This is a genomic window from Nonomuraea sp. NPDC004580 (assembly GCF_040609855.1).
In the GTDB taxonomy this organism is placed as follows: domain Bacteria; phylum Actinomycetota; class Actinomycetes; order Streptosporangiales; family Streptosporangiaceae; genus Nonomuraea; species Nonomuraea salmonea.
On record NZ_JBEXLH010000025.1, the window covers coordinates 16225 to 32219 of the forward strand.

A 15995-nucleotide genomic window follows, 5' to 3' on the forward strand; every position below is an offset into this window, starting at 1 on the left:
ACGGCTAATGGAACAAGAGTTTCGATAATATTGTCGGCTATGCGGCGAGGAGACTCGATGGACCAACCCTCCCGTTCCGCGGGAACCGTACGGCCGGGTGGCCGTACCGCGCGGGTGCGCGCCGCCGTCCTGGAGGCCACGCAGGACGCGCTGGTCGAGCACGGCTTCCACGCGTTGACCATGGATCAGATCGCGGCCAGGGCGGGCGTCGGCAAGACCACCGTCTACCGGCGCTGGGGAAGCCCCGCCGGCCTCGTGACCGATCTCATGAACGAGTTCGCCAACCAGTCCTCCCCGCACGCCGACACCGGAAGCGTCGAGGGTGACCTGCGGGCCAACGCGCTGATGGTGATGGAGGCGCTCAACGACCCGCGGCTCGGTGTCACGCTCCAGGCCGTCATCGCCGCTGCCACCAGCGACGAGCAGGCGGCGCTCGCGCTGCGCACCTTCTACCTGCGCCGCATCGACGAGTGGGCCACCGTCGTGGAGCTCGCCGTCGCCAGGGGCGAGCTGCCCCAGGGCACCCATGCGGAGGAGCTCATCAGAGCCGTCTCAGCGCCGCTCTACTACCGGCTGGTCGTCACGCGCGAGCCGGTCACCCGGGAGGTCGCGGAGGCGTCCGTGGCCCGCGCGCTGGCCGCCGCCAGGGCGGGAGCCTTCGTGACCGCAGGAGACCGCTCCCCTTAGGACGAGCGCGGCCAGATCGAGCCGTACCACCACAGGATCCCGCCCATCACCACCATGCCGCCCGCCGTCGCGAGCTTGGCCAGGAGATCGGTGGGCGGGCCCGTGAACGGCAGCTGCTTGCGGTGGTGGCCCCACGGGCAGTCGTTCTCCAGCCGGGTGGAGTCGATCAGCGTCTCGGGGGTGTTGTCGCTCACCGAGAACGCCTCGATCTCGGCGCCGCTGCCCCTTGCCACCCGTACGTGCCGGACGATCGTCTTGCGTGCCGGGATCGAGCCGCTGGCCACGCTGACCCCGTCGGACTTCAGGTCGAACCTGGCCAGCCGGCGGGTCTGGTTGTGCAGGCGTACGGTGGCGCGGCCGGTACGGCAGGCCACGCCGTCCACCGTCATCGTGAACGGGTCACCGGTGTCCGACCCCGGCCAGGCGTGGGCCGGCAGGGTCAGGAAGAGCAGGAAAGCTCCCAAAGGGAGGCAGACCAGGACGAGACGAGTACCGATGCGCATGTGCTCCCCCCGAATGTGATCTTCGCTACCTAAAGTTCCCAAGCGTGCACGAAAAGTAACATGGGGGGCTCGGGGGAGCGCGCACCCCACCGGAGCCTTCATGATGGAGGTATGGCGGAAGCGATCTACGTCGGCGGTTTGTTGGTGGCGACGCCGCTTCTCGACGACCCCAACTTCCGGCGTAGCGTCGTGCTCATCCTCGAACACGACCACGACGGCGGCACCCTGGGCGTCGTGCTCAACAGGCCGAGCGACATCTCGGTGACCCAGGTCCTGCCGGTCTGGGATCCGCTGGTGACCGGGCCGCCGGTGCTGTTCGAGGGCGGGCCCGTACAGACCGACAGCGCGCTCGCGCTCGCCGCGGTGCCGAGCGGCGAGGAGCCGCTGGGCTGGCGCCGGCTGCACGCGGGCACCGACGCGGTGGCCAGGCTGGGCACGGTCGACCTCGACGCGCCCCCCGAGATCCTCCAGGGCGAGATCGCCCAGATGCGCATCTTCGCCGGTTACGCGGGCTGGACGTCGGGACAACTGGAGAGCGAGATCGCCGAAGGGGCCTGGTACGTCGTCGACTCCGAGGTCGGCGACACCTTCCACGCCGACCCGTCCTCCCTGTGGCGCCAGGTGCTGCGCCGCCAGCGCGGGGAGCTGGCGTTCGTGGCGACCTGCCCCGACGACCCGACGATGAACTGAGGCCGGCTCAGGGCTGCTGGTCCCACCCGGGCCGCAGGCAGCGCTCGGTCAGCTCCAGGGTCTGTGCCATCCGCTCCTTGATCTCCGCCATCGGGGCGTCGCGGCGCGGGCACTCGAACCCGACCCGCATGGTGGACATCGCGAACGCCACGATCAGGTGAGCGAGCTGGTCCTCGTCGGGGTCGGTGCCGCGGCGGGCGGCCACCTTCTCCGCCAGCCGCCGCTCGGTCTCGGCGCCTCTGGCCGCCGAGAGGCCGACCAGGTGCGGGTGCGACTCGAACAATCTGCGAAGCTTGAGGAACCTCTCCGCGTCCTCGGGCGTTGACTCATCCAGGTCGGCGAGCAGGGCGCGCAGGCCCCACATGAGCGAGGCGAACGGCGGCTCGTCGTGCGGGCGCTCGGCCAGGGCGTCGAGCATGATCTCCTCGCCGTGGTCGTGGAACCACAGCACCAGGTGATCCTTGCTGGTGAAGTAGCGGAAGAAGGTGCGGGGGGAGATCTCGACGGCCCCCGCGATCTGCTCCACGGTGGTCGATTCGTATCCTTGTTCGAGGAAGAGATCGAGCGCCGCGTCAAGGATCGCCAGGCGCGTCTTCTCTTTCTTGCGTTCCCGCAGACCCACGGTTGTCATCTCCTTGACACAAAACTGTCATAGTGTGCCATAAGTCATAGTCCGCCGAGTTTAAGTCAGTTGTGAAGTGTCACCCTGTGCCATAGATTACCGGAGGCTTAGGACTTTTCTGCCCCGGTGTGGGGCGATCTGTGGAAATAGGGGGACTTAATGGCTCACGCGAAGGCGGTCGACGCACCGCCATCGCCCGGCCCGGCCGGCACGGGGACCGGGGGCAACCCGTGGCTCGTTCTGCTGGCGGTCAGTCTGGGCGTCATCATGGTGATGCTCGACGGCACGGTCGTCGGCATCGCCAACCCGGTCATCCAGACGGACCTCAAGGCGTCGCTCTCCGACCTGCAGTGGGTGACCAGCGGCTATCTGCTGGCGCTCGCGGTCTTCTTGATCACCGCCGGCAAGCTCGGTGACCTGTTCGGGCACAAGCGCGTCTTTCTCATCGGTGTGGGGGGCTTCGCCGTCTCGTCGGTGGGCATCGGCTTCAGTGCCGAGCTCGCCGACGTCGTTCCCGGTGTCACGCCCATCGGCGCGCTGATCGGCCTGCGCGTGCTGCAGGGCCTGTTCGGCGCCCTGCTGCAGCCCGCCGCCCTGGCGCTGCTGCGCAGCGCGTTCCCCGGGCCGAAGCTGAACCAGGCGATGGGCGCCTGGGGCGCCATCATCGGCCTGTCCAGCGCGGCCGGCCCGATCGTGGGCGGCCTGCTCGTCGGCGGTGGCAACTGGGAGTCGGTCTTCTTCATCAACGCCCCCGTGGGCGTCATCGCGCTGGTCATGGGCATCATCCTGATCAAGGAGAACCGCGCCAAGAGCCTGGCCAGGATCGACTGGCTCGGCGTGGTGCTGCTGTCCGGCGCGATGTTCTCGCTGGTCTGGATGATCATCAAAGCCCCCGACTGGGGCTGGGGTGACAGCACGACGCTGACCTTCCTCGCCGTGTTCGTGGTGCTCATCGGCCTGTTCGTCTTCTGGCAGAGCCGGGCGAGCCAGCCGCTGGTCCCGCTGTCGCTGTTCGCCAACCCGTCCATCTCCATCGGCACGTTCCTGATGATGATGGTCGCCTTCGCGATGTTCGGCGCGATGTTCTTCCTGGGCTTCTTCTTCCAGGGCGTGCACGGGCTCGAACCGCTGGACGCCGGCCTGCGCATGCTGCCGATGAGCGCGGGCATGATTGTCGCCTCGCCGCTGGCCGGCATGATGCTGAGCAGGTTCGGCCCGAAGATCACCATGGCGGGCGGTCTGCTGATCACCGCGTTCGCGATGTTCCTCATGTCGCGGCTCGGCATCGACGCCTCGTTCATCGAGAGCGGCATCCCGTTCGTGCTGCTGGCCTTCGGTCTCTCGCCGGTCTTCGTGGGCGCCACCGAGATCATCGTCGGCAACGCTCCCGTCGAGCTGAGCGGCGTCGCCGGTGGCGTGCAGCAGTCGGCCATGCAGGTCGGCGGTGCGCTCGGCACCGCGATCCTGGGCGCCGTGATGGCGTCTGAGATCTCCAGCAAGATGCCCGGCTACCTCGGCCCGATCGCCCAGCAGATCCCGCCGGAGCAGATGACGGCGCTGGAGAAGGCCGCCGCCTTCGGCGCGGCGCCGCCCGGGCTGCCCGAGCCCATCGTCAGCGCCGTGCACCACTCCTTCATGGACGGCATGCACCTCGCCTTCGTGGTGAGCACCTGCATCGCGGTGCTGACCGCCGCGCTGACGATGTTCGTCAGGGCCGGAAGGAAGACCGAGGGCGCTCCCGTCCACGTGGGCTGATCCCTTCTCACGTACGGCCTCCGTCCCTCGCGGGCGGGGGCCGTCGCGCTGTGCGGGGTCGTGGACGGGCATAAACTCGATGGGGTGAGCACGAAGATCCTCCCAGAGCAGGAGACCACTCCGCGGACGTCGCACGGCGACGGCGATCACGAGCGGTTCGCCCACTACGCGGACAAGCACAAGATCACCGAGAGCATGGTGACCGGCACGCCCATTCGCGCCCTGTGCGGCAAGATCTGGGTGCCCAGCCGCGACCCCAAGAAATATCCGGTCTGCCCGGAGTGCAAGGAGATCTACGAAGGTCTGCCTCCCGGTGGCGGCGAGGGCGACGACAAGCAGTGAGTGTTGCTGTGCGCTAATCCCCGCACGGAGGGTTACGGTCTGTAGCCAGATCGTCTCAAGCCGTGGGGGATATGCATGGTCCGGCGCGCGACCGCCGTCTCGTTGGCATGCCTGCTCGCCGCCGGGCTCATCCCGCCACTTCCTGACGGATCGGCGGCGGGCGCCGGCGCCGCGCTGAGGTCGGGGGCCGCGCCGGCGGATCGGTGTGCGGGGGAGCAACACGCCGAGCAGCACCCTGGGCACCGCTCGGGCCGGCACGTCACGCACCACGCCGAGCACCACGCCGAGCGCCGCGCTGGGCACCACGCCGGGCAGCATCCGATGCCCGGCCCTGCTCGCGCGCCCGTGCCGCGCTCGCCCAAGCCGGAAGACGTCGCCAAGGTCGTCGGCGAGCTCGGCCGCCGCCTGGCCGGGGTCACCCCGCCGACCCACATCACCGTGCCCACCCGCGTGCACGTGATCGCCTCCACCCCCGACCGCCAGGTCTCCGACGAGACGGTCAAGGCCCAGATCGAGGTGCTCAACGCCGCGTACGCCGGCAAGTTCGGCGGCGTGGACACCGGCGTGCGCTTCCGCCTCGACGACGTCTCGGTCCGGCGCAGCGCGGCCTGGTTCACCGACCCCGTCGGCAACGAGAAGGTCATGAAGAAGGCCCTGCACGAAGGCGGAGCCGACACGCTCAACCTCTACATCGCCCAGCTCAGCGAGCTGATGCTGGGCTTCGCCAGCTACCCCTACTGGTACGCGGGCGCCCCCGCGCTCGACGGCGTCGTGATCGACTGGCGGAGCCTGCCGGGCGGCGCGATGACCAACTACAACCAGGGCTTCACCGGCGTGCACGAGATCGGCCACTGGCTCGGCCTGTTCCACACGTTCGAGAACGGCTGCCGCGAGCCCGGCGACGGCATCGACGACACGCCGGCCGAGGCCAGGCCCACCGAGGCGTGCCCGCAGGACAAGGACACCTGCGCCGACCGGCCCGGCAAGGACCCGGCGCACAACTTCATGGACTACGCCCACGACCGCTGCATGTGGGAGTTCACCGCAGGCCAGGCGCACCGGATGCACGAGATGTGGGCCGCGTTCCGGGCCTCGTCCGCGGCCTGAACGGGGCGAACTACGATGTCGGGGTGACAGCACCAAAAGCACTCGACACTCCCACAAAACCGCCTGGCATCTTCGACTCCGCGTACCGGGCGGCCACGTTAGGGATCCTCCTGGTGGTCACGCTGATCGCCTTCGAGGGCATGTCGGTCGGTGTGGTGATGCCGTCCATCGCCAAGGAGCTGAACGCCCTCGACCTCTACGGCATCAGCTTCTCCGCCTTCCTCATCGCCAGCCTGTTCATGAACGTCGTCTCCGGGCTCTGGTCCGACAAGCGCGGCTACCCGGCGCCGTTCCTGGCCGGGGTGGTGCTGTTCGCGGCCGGCATGGGGCTGGCCGGCGCCGCGTCGTCCGCGGAGATGTTCCTGCTGGCGCGGGTCGTGCAGGGACTCGGCGGCGGCTCCGCGATCGTCGCCCTGTACGTGATGATCGCCCGCGTCTACCCCATGGACGTGCGGCCGAAGGCGTTCGCCGCGCTGTCGGCCGCCTGGGTCGTGCCCGCCATGGTGGGGCCGTCCGTGGCCGGGTTCGTCGGCGACACGTGGGGCTGGCGTTACGTCTTCTACGGCATCGTCCCGCTGGTCATTCCCGCGCTGGTGATGCTCGTACCGGCGTTGCGGATGGGCTCGGCGCACGAGGCCCAGCCCGGCACCGGGCCGCGCTCCAAGCCGGTGGCGATGACGCTGGCCGCCACCTCGACCGCCGGCGGCGCGGGGCTGCTGCTGTACGGCGTGGACGGGCTGCACCGCGACGTCCTGCCCGCCGCGGTGGCGAGCGTGGCCGGGCTGGCGCTGCTCGTCCTCGGCCTCTACCGGCTGCTGCCGCCGGGCTCGCTGGTGCTGCGGCGCGGGCTGCCGACGACCGTCCTCATGCGCGGGTTCTTCTCGGCCTCGTTCTTCGGGGTCAACTCCTTCATCCCGCTGGCTCTGCAGGAGGTGAAGGGGTTCGAGACCACCACGGCCGGCATCGCGCTCACCACGGGCGCGCTGGGCTGGTCGGCCGGGGCGTACCTGCAGAGCAGGCAGTCCGCCGACCCGCACAGGCGCATCAGGCTGGGCGCCGGCTGCGTCACCGCCGGCATCCTGGTCAGCCTGCTGTCCGTGCTCCCGGGCGTCACGGGGTGGATCGCCGTGCCGGCGTGGATCCTGGCCGGGCTCGGCATGGGCTACGGCATCACCACCACCAACGTCACCGCGCTCAAGCAGTCGCCGGTCAACGAGCAGGGCGCGAACTCGGCCTCGCTGTCGGTCTCCGACCAGCTCGGCTCGGCGCTGTCCGTCGGGATCGGCGGCGCGCTGGTGAACGTGATCGGTCACGCGCCGCAGCAGATCGCCGCCGGGTTCCTCGTCATCTCGGGCCTCATGGCGGCCATCGCGCTCAGCGGGACGCTGCTCGCCGGTCGTACGCGCTGAAATTACGTCCCTCCCGTCACACCGGTCACAGTTCGCCTGTCACCGGTCGCCAGGAGTGATAGGACAGCGGGCGAGGAGGTGACATGGACGATGATCACCGGGTCTGGCCCCCGCAACCGGGGCCCAGGCACCGCCGCCCGCCGTCGCCTCCCCCCGACCCGGCCCCGCCCGACGACGTCCCGCCGCCGCGCCCCAAGAGGACGCGGCCGCCGTACCAGGATCAGCAGCGCCTGGTCGAACGCCGGCGGGCCGAGCAACACTGGGCGGAGGCCCGCCCCGCCGCGCCCCTGTCCGAGCCGCCGGCCGGCTGGGGGCGCCGCGACGAGCCGCCCGACGACGCGGAGTGGGGCCGCTCCGACGGCTCAGGGTGGGCCCGTGCCGAAGACCGGCAGCAGCGGCGGCATCCGCTCGACCTGGAGCCGGACGAGTCGTTCTGGAACGAGGACGACCCGGACGACGCGGACGAGCCGTCGTGGAGCCCGCGCATCCGCCGCGCGGCCCGCGACGACTCCGACGACCTGCCGCCGTCGGCGCACCTCTACGGCGCTCCCACCGCCCCCGGACAGCGCGCGGGAGTCGCGCAGAGCGGCACGGGGACGCCGCGGAAGGTGGCCGCCGTGCTGACGGCCCTGGCGGCGGCAGCGGCGCTCGTGGCGGCGGCCATGGTCACCGCCCCGCGCTTCGTCGCCGAGGAGCCCGAGCCAGGCCGCCTGAGCGACCCGCGGGCCGGCGTGACGGCGACACTCCCCGAGGGCTGGCAGACGGACCCGGTGCCCCCGGTCACGGGCTTCACCTCGGTCGCTCGCGACGACGCCGGCGGGCTCGTGATGGCCCGCCCGATGGAGGGGCCGATCGAGGACGCCAAGAAGGCCACGGCCCAGGCCACCGAGCTCTACTCCAAGCTGCTGCTCAAGGGCGACCGCGTCACGGTCGTGGACGACCGCCGCACCCAGGACGGCCACACGCGGGCGCTGCGCGCCGAATACCGCGACGTGGTCAACCGGCCGGCGTACCTGCGCGTGATGCTCGTCACTCGCCAGGGCAAGCCGGTGCTGCTGCTCGGGCTGCTCCAGCCAGAGGAGGAAAGCCGCAGGCAGGCACTCGACACGGTGCTGACGAGCCTCCGATAAGCCGCATAGCACGTGAGGAGAACGTTGGCCAGAATCCTCGTCTCACGGCACGTCTTGTCGGTGGGCCCGATTACCCTTGGGTCACTGTGAGAGAGCGAAGCACACCAACCTCAGAGGTGATGCGGTGAGCACCTTCGCCGCGTCCCACCTTTCGCCTTCCTATCCAGACCGCGCCGCATGGGGCACCGCTCCCAAGCTCAGGGCCTGGCAGCAGGAGGCGTTCGACCTCTACTTCAGGCGCGAGCCGCGTGACTTCCTCACCGTGGCGACGCCGGGCGCCGGCAAGACCACCTACGCCCTGCGCATCGCCAGCGAACTGCTCGCCAACGGGGTGATCAAAGCGATCACCATCGTGACGCCCACCGAGCACCTCAAGCGCCAGTGGGCCGACGCCGCGGGCAAGGTGGGCATCGCCATCGATCCCGAGTTCAAGAACAGCCAGGGCACCACCTCGCGCGACTACACCGGGGTGGCGGTGACCTACGCGCAGGTCGCCATGCATCCCGCGCTCCACAGGGCGCGCACCGAGGCCCGCAAGACGCTCATCATCTTCGACGAGATCCACCACGCCGGCGACGCCAAGTCGTGGGGCGACGGCGTGCGCGAGGCGTTCGAGCCCGCCACCCGGCGGCTGCAGCTCACCGGCACGCCGTTCAGGTCCGACGACAACCCCATCCCGTTCGTCGCCTACGAGGAGGACGGCGAGGGCGTCAAGCGCAGCGTCTCCGACTACTCCTACGGCTACGGCCCCGCGCTCGCCGACGGCGTCGTCCGTCCAGTGATCTTCCTCGCCTACTCCGGCGAGATGAAGTGGCGCACCCGCGCCGGCGACGAGATCGCCGCGACGCTCGGCACCCCGCTCACCAAAGACCAGCTCTCCCAGGCGTGGCGGGCCGCGCTCGACCCCAAGGGCGACTGGATCCGCCAGGTCATGCAGGCCGCCGACCGCCGGCTCACCGAGGTGCGCAGAGGCGTGCCCGACGCCGGCGGCCTGGTCATCGCCACCGACCACGAGACCGCCCGCGCCTACGCCCGCCACCTGCGCAACATCACCGGCGAGGGCGCCACGGTCGTGCTGTCCGACGACCCCGGCGCGTCGAAGAAGATCAAGCAGTTCGCGGCCTCGGAGGACCGCTGGCTGGTCGCCGTCCGCATGGTGTCCGAGGGCGTCGACATCCCGCGCCTGTGCGTGGGCGTCTATGCCACCTCCACCTCGACCCCGCTCTTCTTCGCCCAGGCCGTGGGCCGCTTCGTGCGCGCCCGCAAGCGCGGCGAGACCGCGTCCGTCTTCCTCCCCTCGGTGCCGACCCTCATGGGCCTGGCCAACGAGATGGAGGCCGAGCGCGACCATGTGCTCAACAAGCGGCCACCCGAGGACGGCCTCGACGACACCCTGCTCGACCAGGCCAACCGGCAAAAGGACAACCCCGACGTCCTCGGCGACGAGCTGCCGTTCGAGACCATGGAGACGTCGGCGACGTTCGACCGGGTGCTGTTCGACGGCGGTGAGTTCGGCACGGGCGCGGAGATCGGCTCCGCCGAGGAGGAGGACTTCCTCGGCCTGCCCGGCCTGCTCGAGCCCGACCAGGTGGCCACGCTGCTGCGCAAGCGGCAGTCCGACCAGCAGGCGGCCAGGCGTAAGCAGCAGACCGCTGAGCCCCGGCAGGAGCTCGCGCCCCACGAGCAGATCGCCGAGCTGCGGCGCGAGCTCAACGGCCTCGTCGGCGCCTGGAACCACCGCACCGGCCAGCCCCACGGGGTGATCCACAACGAGCTGCGGCGGGCGTGCGGCGGGCCGCCGATCGCGCAGGCGACGGTGGAGCAGATCCAGGAGCGCATCGCCATGATCCGCCGCTGGGCCACCCAGCGCCGCTGACCGTCACGGCCGGCGGGCGCGCCCGCCGGCCGAGGCGCAGGTCAGCAAGGGTGGGGATGGCCGTCACGGTACGTGACTATGCGCATTTGGTCACAGAGCACTGGCCTTCTGTTAGAAGCTCGGCGGAACCGGCAACAACCACTCTTGGCTGTCTTGGGATACGCAGAAGGACTTTGCCCATGTCGTCTGAGGCCACCGGCAAGCCGACGCTCACCGTCACTGCAGGCCTCTCTCGAAACGCCATCATCGTCAGGCTCGAAGGCGAGCTGGACGTCAACGCGTTGCCGACCTTCCAGGAGCACCTGCAGCAGATCTGGGAGCTGCTGCCCCAGCCCTTCCTGATCCTCGACCTCAGCGAGGTCTCGTTCTGCGACTCCATGGGCATGAACGAGCTCGTCCACCTCATGCAGCACTGCGAGGCGGGCGGCACCAGGCTGGTGCTGGGCGGGGTGCAGGGGGTCATGGCGCGGGTGCTGTCGATCACGGGGCTGCGGCACGCGTTCGAGGTGTACGCCAGGATCGACGACGCGCTGCGGCTGGCCGTCACCCACGCCTGACGCGGCTCAGGCGGCGCGTGAGGGGATCGGGCGGCCGGTGCGGCCGTCGACCGGCACCACGCCCGTCTCCGGGTGCAGGGGCACCGTCAGCGAGGCGGTGCCGTCCTTCACGTGGACGGGCCGGGTGTAGGAGTGGCGCGAGGGTGCCCGGCCGGTGCGGCCGGCCGCGTACAGCCAGATGAGCAGCTTGTGGCCGCGGGGGAGCACGACGACCTCGGCGGTGCGGCACTCGCCGGGGACCGCGGGCCACGTCAGCACCAGATGCCGGCTCACGTCGGCTGTGCGGGGGACGGGCGCGCGCCCATGGCAGGACGGCACGGCCGGGGTGGCGGCGACAGTCGCGGCCGGCGGGGAGGGCTCGGCGGCGGGTGCGGGCGGCGGGCGCAGCGCGCTCATGGCGACGGTGCCCGCCTCCAGCAGGACCAGTGTCACGACGGCTGCGGCGCGGTCGATCGTGGTGCCCCTGACCAGCAACCACAGGGCGAGGGGCCCGAGGACGAGCCAGGCCACGCCGAGGGACAGAGGCAGCATGGAGAACCTCCCACCGCTTGGAAGAGTGATCACTCTCCGTGGTACTCCGGCTTCGGAGCGGGGTCCGTTCTCCTCGATATCACATGACCGCAGCGTTGCAAACTGTGTACGTATCGTTATCGGCTCAGCCGACGGCGGGGGCGCCCTTGAGGGTGATGCCCGCCTGCTCCATCTCCGCCAGCGCCGCCTGCGTCGTCGCGGGGGCCACGCCGGCCGTCAGGTCGAGCAGGACCCGCACCGCGAAGCCGTGCTTGACCGCGTCGAGGGCGGTGGCGCGGACGCAGTGGTCGGTCGCGATGCCCACCACGTCGACCTCCGTGACCCCGCGCTCGCGCAGCCACTGATCCAGCGGCACCTCGTCGCCGGAGGCGCCCTCGAAGCCGCTGTAGGCCGCCTCGTAGGCCCCCTTGCTGAAGACCTCCTCAACCTTCGAGACGTCGAAGTCGGGGTGGAACTCGGCCCCGGGCGAGCCGGCCACGCAGTGGGCGGGCCAGCCGGCCACGTAGTCGGGGGTCTCGGCGAAGTGGTCGCCGGGGGAGACGTGGTAGTCGCGGGTGGCCACGACGTGGTCGTAGGGGCGGCCGGCCACGTGGCGGCTGATCGCCGCGGCCACCTGCGACCCGCCCGCGACGGCCAGGCTGCCGCCCTCGCAGAAGTCGTTCTGCACGTCAACGATGATCAACGCGGTGCCCATAGGTAGCACCATACGTCAGGCGAACTCGGTCGGAATCGCCGCGTACCCCCTGCCGAGCTGCAGCGCCTCCTGGGGAAGGGTGGCTACGGCGGCGGCGTGGCGGTCGCGGGCGGCCGGCAGCGGCTCGCGGCCGACGACCTCGCCGTCGCGGACGAGCTCGTGCAGCAGCGGCACCCCGCCCTCGGGGACGAGCCCGCCGGTGGTGATCAGCTCGGTCTCGGCGTGGCCGGCCGCGTCGAATATCCGGTACGCGTCCTTGCGCCCCCCGCGCGACGGCTTGCCCACCGACCGCTTGGCCACGGCCTCCAGCTTGCCCGTGGCCGTCTCGCGGGCCACCAGCTTGTAGACCAGGGCCGCCGTCGGCACCCCTGAGCCGGTCACCAGGGACGTGCCGACGCCGTAGCCGTCGACGGGGGCGGCGGCGAGCGCGGCGATGGCGTACTCGTCGAGGTCGGAGGTGACGAGGATGCGGGTGTCGAAGGCGCCGAGCGAGTCGAGCTGCTCGCGTACCTCCTGGGCGGCGGCGGCCAGGTCGCCCGAGTCGATGCGGACCGCGCCCAGCTTGGGTCCTGCCAGCTCGACGGCGGTGCGCACGGCCTCGGCCACGTCGTACGTGTCCACCAGCAGCGTCGTCTCCGGCCCCAGCGAGGCGATCTGGGCCTTGAACGCGTCGCGCTCGCTGTCGTGCAGCAGCGTGAACGCGTGGGCCGCCGTGCCGGCCGTGGGCACGCCGTACAGGTGACCGGCCATCAGGTTGGAGGTGGAGGCGAACCCGGCGATGTAGGCGGCTCTGGCGGCGGCCACGGCGGCGTGCTCGTGCGTACGCCGCGAGCCCATCTCGATGATCGGCCGCTTGCCCGCCGCGTTGGTCATGCGGGAGGCGGCGGAGGCGATGGCGCAGTCGTGGTTGAGTATCGACAGCGTGAGCGTCTCCAGCAGCACGGCCTCGGCGAACGTGCCCTCCACGACCATGATCGGGGAGGCGGGGAAGTAGAGATCGCCTTCGAGATAGCCGTAGATGTTGCCGGAAAACCGGTAATCGGCGAGAAACGCCAGGGTCGCCTCGTCCACGACGTGGTGGTCGCGCAGAAAGGTGAGTTCATTGTCACCGAAACGGAAGTGTTCCAGCTCGTCCAGGACGCGCCCGATACCTGCGACGACACCGTAACGCCGTCCACCGGGGAGATGCCGGGCGAACACCTCGAAAACCGCCCGCCGGTGCGCCGCACCGCTGCGCAGGGCGGCCTGCAACATTGTCAGCTCATAGTGATCTGTGAGCAACGCAGTGCTCATGGTCATTCTCACGACTCGAAGACTACGGCCCAGATAGGGCAGACTCGGGGATGTGGGTAGCACCGCTCCAATCGCCGTTGAGCGTCCGTCATCGGACGTCCGGCCCGATCTGCCATGGGTGACCATCGTCTGGAACGACCCCGTCAACCTCATGTCCTACGTGACCTATGTCTTCCAAACGGTCTTCGGCTACACCCGCGAGAAGGCCGAGAAACTGATGCTCGACGTGCATCACAAGGGCAAGGCCGTCGTGTCCAGCGGCACGCGCGAGGAGATGGAAAGGGATGTGCAGATTCTCCACTCCTACGGCCTGTGGGCGACGCTCCAGCCGGACTCGGTCAAGTGAGATCCACGGGTCACGGCACTCCTACCGGGAAGAGGCACAGGTGAGTTCGGGGTTCTCGCGGGGCAAGGACGGCGGCGTCGTCGCCGAGTTCGAGGCGGCGGAGATCTCGCTGCTGCGCTCGCTGGTCTCCATGATGCTGGGCATCGTCTCGCCGGGTCGGACCAGCGACGACCCGCTCGAGCGGGCGCTCGGCATCGGTGACAGCGCGGCGCCGTCCGATCCGGTGCTGGCCAGGCTGTTCCCCTCGGCGTACGAGGACGACGACGACTCCGCCGAGTTCCGGCGCTACACCGAGGCGACGCTGCGCGACGGCAAGCGGGCCGACGCCCAGACCGTGCACGCCACGGCCAGGGCGGGCCGGGCGGAGCTGTCGGCCGAGGAGGCGCAGGCGTGGCTGCGCTCGCTCAACGACCTGCGCCTGACGCTCGGCACCAAGCTCGACGTGACCGAGGAGGTCCACGACGAGATCGCGGTCATGTCCGAGGACGACCCCCGCTACCCGGCCTACGTCACCTACGACTGGCTGACCTACCTCCAGGACAGCCTGGTCCGGGCCCTCTGGTAGCTTCCGGGCATGCTGTCGATCTCGCAGGAACTGGCGGACAAGATCGTCGCCCACGCCCGCGCCGATCATCCCGACGAGGCGTGCGGCGTCATCGCGGGCCGTAACGGCGTGCCCGAGCGTTTCATCCCGATGGAGAACGCCGAGCGCTCGCCCACCTTCTACCGCTTCGACTCGATGGAACAGTTCAGGGTGTGGAAGGAGATGGACGAACGCGACGAAGAGCCCGTCGTCATCTACCACTCCCACACGGCCACCGAGGCGTACCCGTCGCGCACCGACGTCTCCTACGCCTCCGAGCCCGACGCCCACTACGTGCTGGTCTCCACGCGGGACGAGAACGAGGTGGAGTTCCGCTCCTACCGGATCCTCGACGGGCAGATCACCGAGGAAGAGGTAAGGTTTCTCCCATGATGGTCAGGCCTGTGCAGAGCTTCCTGTTCGCACACACTCCTGCCGTCGTCGTCTACGACTGTCCGGCGGGCGAACCGCCGGTTTCCCGCCCGTAGGACCTCCGTCCGCGCGTGGCGCCATCGGCGTACGAGCCCATGGAATCCCCACCCCTCCATCGGTGTTGCTGCCGATGGGACGACGACTGACACCTTGAGGAGACTGACCGCGATGGCCATCGAGGTACGCATTCCGACGATCCTGCGCAACTACACCGACGGCGCGAAGGCCGTGAACGCCGAGGGCGCCACGCTCGAAGAGCTGATCAGCAATCTCGAGTCCCGCCACCCCGGCATCAAGGACCGCCTGGTCGACGACGGCAGCCTGCGCCGGTTCGTCAACGTCTACCTGAACGACGAGGACGTCCGCTTCCTCGGCGGTCTCGGCACCCCGTTGGCCGACGGCGACACGGTGACCGTCCTGCCTGCCGTCGCCGGCGGATGACATGCGTTTCGACTCGCTGATCGACTCGGTCGGGCGCACCCCGCTGGTCGGGCTGCCCCGGTTGTCGCCCTCCGGCGAGGTGCGCGTCTGGGCCAAGCTCGAAGACCGCAACCCGACCGGGTCGATCAAGGACAGGCCGGCGCTCTGGATGATCCAGGAGGCCGAGAAGGACGGGCTGCTCACCCCCGGCTGCACGATCCTTGAGCCCACCAGCGGCAACACCGGCATCTCGCTCGCCATGTCGGCCAAGCTCAAGGGCTACAAGCTGATCTGCGTGATGCCGGAGAACACCTCCGAGGAGCGCCGCCAGCTGCTGCGCATGTGGGGCGCGGAGATCATCTCCTCGCCCGCCGCCGGCGGCTCCAACGAGGCCGTGCGGGTGGCGAAGGAGCTGGCGGCGAAGAACCCGTCGTGGGTGATGCTCTACCAATACGGCAACCCGGCCAACTGGCGCTCCCACTACGAGAGCACCGGCCCCGAGATCCTCGCCGACCTGCCCACGGTCACCCACTTCGTGGCCGGGCTCGGCACCACCGGCACGCTCATGGGCGTCGGGCGCTATCTGCGCGAGCACGTGCCCGACGTGCAGATCGTCGCCGCCGAGCCGCGTTACGGCGAGCTGGTCTACGGGCTGCGCAACGTCGATGAGGGGTTCATCCCCGAGCTCTACGACGAGTCCGTGCTGACCACCCGCTTCTCGGTCGGCTCGGCCGACGCGCTGCGGCGCACCCGCGAGCTGCTGGCCGCCGAGGGCATCTTCGCCGGCGTCTCCACCGGCGCGGCGCTGCACGCGGCGCTGGGGGTGGCGAAGAAGGCGGTCAAGGCGGGGCAGCGGGCCGACGTCGTGTTCGTGGTGGCCGACGGCGGGTGGAAATACCTGTCGACGGGCGCGTACGAAGGCACGCTCGACGAGGCGGAGGAACGCCTCGAAGGCCAGCTCTGGGCCTGATTTCCACGGAAACGCCAGGCGGCCGGTCCCCTCAGGGGGCCGGCCGCC

At 70.1% G+C, this 15995-nt stretch carries 19 protein-coding genes; 14 read left to right on the forward strand and 5 right to left on the reverse strand.

All coding sequences use genetic code 11. The features are described from left to right. The first annotated feature begins 57 nt into the window (after positions 1 to 57). Positions 58 to 687, forward strand: coding sequence for a TetR/AcrR family transcriptional regulator (locus ABZW11_RS24660; RefSeq protein WP_355421215.1), 630 nt, complete (start codon positions 58 to 60; stop codon positions 685 to 687). On the opposite strand, the gene ABZW11_RS24665 is transcribed toward ABZW11_RS24660, so the two are convergent. Next, the gene (locus ABZW11_RS24665; RefSeq protein ID WP_355421218.1) at positions 684 to 1190 is read right to left on the reverse strand and encodes a hypothetical protein; all 507 of its coding nucleotides are present in this window, start codon (positions 1188 to 1190) and stop codon (positions 684 to 686) included. The genes ABZW11_RS24660 and ABZW11_RS24665 overlap by 4 nt on opposite strands. Positions 1191 to 1301: 111 nt before the next feature. Here ABZW11_RS24665 and ABZW11_RS24670 point away from each other — a divergent pair, with 111 nt between their 5' ends. After that, positions 1302 to 1880 (forward strand): YqgE/AlgH family protein, encoded by a 579-nt coding sequence (locus tag ABZW11_RS24670; protein ID WP_355421221.1) that lies wholly within the window; start codon positions 1302 to 1304, stop codon positions 1878 to 1880. Positions 1881 to 1887: 7 nt separating this feature from the next. On the opposite strand, the gene ABZW11_RS24675 is transcribed toward ABZW11_RS24670, so the two are convergent. Continuing rightward, the gene (locus ABZW11_RS24675) at positions 1888 to 2511 is read right to left on the reverse strand and encodes a TetR family transcriptional regulator (RefSeq protein ID WP_355421223.1); all 624 of its coding nucleotides are present in this window, start codon (positions 2509 to 2511) and stop codon (positions 1888 to 1890) included. 150 nt (positions 2512 to 2661) lie between these two features. Here ABZW11_RS24675 and ABZW11_RS24680 point away from each other — a divergent pair, with 150 nt between their 5' ends. The 7 genes from ABZW11_RS24680 (at position 2662) to ABZW11_RS24710 (ending at position 10678) form a co-directional block, all read left to right on the forward strand. Then, a complete protein-coding gene (locus ABZW11_RS24680) occupies positions 2662 to 4257 on the forward strand; it encodes a DHA2 family efflux MFS transporter permease subunit (protein WP_355421226.1) in 1596 nt (531 codons plus the stop codon). Positions 4258 to 4341: 84 nt separating this feature from the next. Further along, positions 4342 to 4599, forward strand: coding sequence for a DUF3039 domain-containing protein (locus ABZW11_RS24685; RefSeq protein WP_237101223.1), 258 nt, complete (start codon positions 4342 to 4344; stop codon positions 4597 to 4599). A 75-nt stretch (positions 4600 to 4674) separates the two neighbouring features. Then, positions 4675 to 5706 carry a zinc metalloprotease gene (locus tag ABZW11_RS24690; RefSeq protein ID WP_355421229.1) on the forward strand — a complete coding sequence of 344 codons (1032 nt, stop codon included), beginning with the start codon at positions 4675 to 4677 and terminating at the stop codon, positions 5704 to 5706. Positions 5707 to 5729: 23 nt separating this feature from the next. After that, entirely contained in the window at positions 5730 to 7115 is a 1386-nt protein-coding gene (locus ABZW11_RS24695) for an MFS transporter (RefSeq protein WP_355421232.1), read from the forward strand. Positions 7116 to 7198: 83 nt separating this feature from the next. Next, positions 7199 to 8245 carry a hypothetical protein gene (locus ABZW11_RS24700; protein ID WP_355421235.1) on the forward strand — a complete coding sequence of 349 codons (1047 nt, stop codon included), beginning with the start codon at positions 7199 to 7201 and terminating at the stop codon, positions 8243 to 8245. 124 nt (positions 8246 to 8369) lie between these two features. Further along, positions 8370 to 10121, forward strand: coding sequence for a DEAD/DEAH box helicase (locus tag ABZW11_RS24705; protein ID WP_355421238.1), 1752 nt, complete (start codon positions 8370 to 8372; stop codon positions 10119 to 10121). Between the two features lie 179 nt (positions 10122 to 10300). Beyond that, complete coding sequence (locus ABZW11_RS24710) at positions 10301 to 10678, forward strand: STAS domain-containing protein (RefSeq protein ID WP_355421241.1); 378 nt, start codon at positions 10301 to 10303, stop codon at positions 10676 to 10678. Positions 10679 to 10684: 6 nt separating this feature from the next. Here the strand turns inward: ABZW11_RS24710 and ABZW11_RS24715 are convergent, their stop codons facing one another. From ABZW11_RS24715 to ABZW11_RS24725, 3 genes are all read right to left on the reverse strand, one after another. Further along, on the reverse strand, positions 10685 to 11209 hold the full coding sequence (locus tag ABZW11_RS24715) for a hypothetical protein (protein ID WP_355421244.1): 525 nt from the start codon (positions 11207 to 11209) through the stop codon (positions 10685 to 10687). A gap of 124 nt (positions 11210 to 11333) precedes the next feature. Further along, complete coding sequence (locus ABZW11_RS24720) at positions 11334 to 11903, reverse strand: nicotinamidase (protein WP_355421246.1); 570 nt, start codon at positions 11901 to 11903, stop codon at positions 11334 to 11336. Between the two features lie 15 nt (positions 11904 to 11918). After that, a complete protein-coding gene (locus ABZW11_RS24725; protein WP_355421249.1) occupies positions 11919 to 13202 on the reverse strand; it encodes a nicotinate phosphoribosyltransferase in 1284 nt (427 codons plus the stop codon). A 46-nt stretch (positions 13203 to 13248) separates the two neighbouring features. Here ABZW11_RS24725 and clpS point away from each other — a divergent pair, with 46 nt between their 5' ends. The 5 genes from clpS to ABZW11_RS24750 all read left to right on the forward strand — a co-directional run bounded on the left by clpS (position 13249) and on the right by ABZW11_RS24750 (position 15947). Then, positions 13249 to 13542 (forward strand): ATP-dependent Clp protease adapter ClpS, encoded by a 294-nt coding sequence (clpS, locus tag ABZW11_RS24730; protein WP_345397727.1) that lies wholly within the window; start codon positions 13249 to 13251, stop codon positions 13540 to 13542. A gap of 40 nt (positions 13543 to 13582) precedes the next feature. Beyond that, the gene (locus ABZW11_RS24735) at positions 13583 to 14107 is read left to right on the forward strand and encodes a DUF2017 domain-containing protein (RefSeq protein WP_355421252.1); all 525 of its coding nucleotides are present in this window, start codon (positions 13583 to 13585) and stop codon (positions 14105 to 14107) included. 9 nt (positions 14108 to 14116) lie between these two features. Continuing rightward, positions 14117 to 14518 carry a M67 family metallopeptidase gene (locus ABZW11_RS24740; protein WP_345397733.1) on the forward strand — a complete coding sequence of 134 codons (402 nt, stop codon included), beginning with the start codon at positions 14117 to 14119 and terminating at the stop codon, positions 14516 to 14518. 207 nt (positions 14519 to 14725) lie between these two features. Beyond that, the gene (locus ABZW11_RS24745) at positions 14726 to 14998 is read left to right on the forward strand and encodes a MoaD/ThiS family protein (protein ID WP_355421256.1); all 273 of its coding nucleotides are present in this window, start codon (positions 14726 to 14728) and stop codon (positions 14996 to 14998) included. Between the two features lies 1 nt (position 14999). Then, positions 15000 to 15947 (forward strand): cysteine synthase, encoded by a 948-nt coding sequence (locus ABZW11_RS24750; RefSeq protein ID WP_355421259.1) that lies wholly within the window; start codon positions 15000 to 15002, stop codon positions 15945 to 15947. Positions 15948 to 15995 lie beyond the last annotated feature (48 nt).